The organism is Yersinia sp. IP36721, from assembly GCF_003634395.1.
Lineage (GTDB): Bacteria > Pseudomonadota > Gammaproteobacteria > Enterobacterales > Enterobacteriaceae > Yersinia > Yersinia entomophaga.
Window position 1 is genome coordinate 1 of the sequence record NZ_QCZL01000059.1, and the last position, 1,748, is coordinate 1,748.

Sequence of the window (1,748 nt, forward strand, 5' to 3'; positions counted from 1 at the left end):
GATGAAGAAACCGGGTTACACTACAATACTTACCGCTATTATGCACCGGAAGTCGGTCGGTTTATCACGCCTGACCCGATCGGGTTACTGGGCGGACTGAATTTATATCAATATGCGCCGAATCCGCTGACTTGGATCGATCCTCTTGGGTTGTATAAAGGTGAGGGACAGCGAGATTTAGGGAAATATCATGTATTCCATGAGCATACATTAAATTCGGCTGAGTATACCATGACAGATAAAGAGCATTTTAGTCGAGCTAATGAATCTGTTTATAAACGTTTACAAGTGGATGCTGAATTTAAAAGAGAGCTTCAAACAAAATATCCAGGGGTAGTTGAACATGTTCAGCCGATGTCAAATGGTAATTTTAGAGGTTCGTCTCCGAAGGGTATGACTTGGCATCATGGAGATAAGTCTGGTTCTCTTCAACTTGCTGACTTTAATGACCATAGAACATACCATAAAGTTTATCATCCTGACGGTACTGGAGGGAGAAATAAATGGGGTGGTGGTACTAAATGTCGTAAATAGAGAGGTTATTCATGATAGTTATTACTGGTTTTGATAATCTGTTAAAGAAGTACGAAGAGCTGCCAGATGTTGGCTGGTTATATATAGAGACAACCTTCGATTTTGAGTCTGAGGCTGATATAGCCAACGGCAAGTATTACATTTCTGAAAATGATGATGAGGAAATGGATTTCGAAGAAAATTATGATACTTTTTTAGAGGCACCAATATTCAAGGCTATTATTGAAAATAAGTTAGGACATCACCCTAAATCTAAAAAGGAAGAACTGCTAGAAGCTGTGGTTTATTATCTTGAGAATGATGACTTCTTAGATTGATAGATAGGCCTGATGTTGATATCAACATCAGGCCTATCTTACTTATTGGCATATATTTTTGAACTACATTCAATAATATATTTTGTCAAAATATTTATTTTTCAGCACGATCTTCAAAAACGGATGCTGCCAGTCACTATCATTGATCAAACTGGGGTCAGTTTGGATATCGAAAATTATTGTACGTTAAGGCTATTTTTTGACCTTTCGACTTTAGCTGGCCTCAGCCGACGAAACTTACCGGAAGCCGGTATCCGGTTGCTTTTCCATATATAATCGCCTGTCAGATTGATGTGTTCCCAGCCTAACGGCGACAAATGCGACAGCAGTTGCTCGTTAATCTTCAGCCCCTTACGCTTCAGAGCATCGACAGCTCTTTCCATATATACGGTATTCCACAGGGATATGGCTGCTGTCAGAAACGTAAGTCCGCTGGCACGATAGCTCTGATTTTCCGGTTTTCGGTCCCTGATTTTGTAAGTATCCCAGCTTTAGTTCCACACACTTTTAGAGATCTTCCGACATACTGATGATGTCACCTGAGGAGATCCTTATGCGCAAGATCCGATTTACCGAGCACCAGATCATCGCCGTACTGAAGTCCGTCGAAGCGGGTAGGACCGTCAAAGATGTGTGCCGCGAGGCTGCTATTTCCGAAGCCAGCTATTACAATTGGAAGGCGAAATATGGCGGGATGGAAGCCGCTGATATCAAAAAAATCAAAGATCTAGAAGACGAGAATCGCCGTCTGAAGCAGATGTTTGCCGACCTGAGTCTGGAATGCCGTGCGCTGAAAGACGTCATCGAAAAAAAGCTTTAAAACCAGCGATAAAGCGTGAGCTCGTCAACTATCTGACCACGCAGTTTACGATGAGCATACGCCAGGCATGCAGGACG

2 protein-coding genes and 2 pseudogenes are annotated in these 1,748 nt (G+C 42.1%); 3 read left to right on the forward strand and 1 reads right to left on the reverse strand.

The annotated features are described in order from the left end of the window. Both DBA33_RS20145 and DBA33_RS20150 read left to right on the forward strand, forming a co-directional pair. The coding region (locus DBA33_RS20145; protein ID WP_205582794.1) for an RHS repeat-associated core domain-containing protein at window positions 1-534 on the forward strand (534 nt) is incomplete at its 5' end. A gap of 11 nt (window positions 535-545) precedes the next feature. After that, window positions 546-851 (forward strand): hypothetical protein, encoded by a 306-nt coding sequence (locus DBA33_RS20150; protein ID WP_120807103.1) that lies wholly within the window; start codon window positions 546-548, stop codon window positions 849-851. Window positions 852-1,027: 176 nt separating this feature from the next. On the opposite strand, the pseudogene DBA33_RS20155 reads toward DBA33_RS20150, so the two are convergent. Beyond that, window positions 1,028-1,327: pseudogene (locus DBA33_RS20155) on the reverse strand (Tn3 family transposase); the annotation flags it as partial. A 77-nt stretch (window positions 1,328-1,404) separates the two neighbouring features. Here DBA33_RS20155 and DBA33_RS20160 point away from each other — a divergent pair. After that, a pseudogene (locus tag DBA33_RS20160) lies at window positions 1,405-1,748 on the forward strand (transposase); the annotation flags it as partial.

Coding starts and splice junctions, on each gene's coding strand:
- DBA33_RS20150 (WP_120807103.1), top strand. CDS start 546: ATGATAGTTATTACTGGTTTTGATAATCTGTTAAAGAAGTACGAAGAG.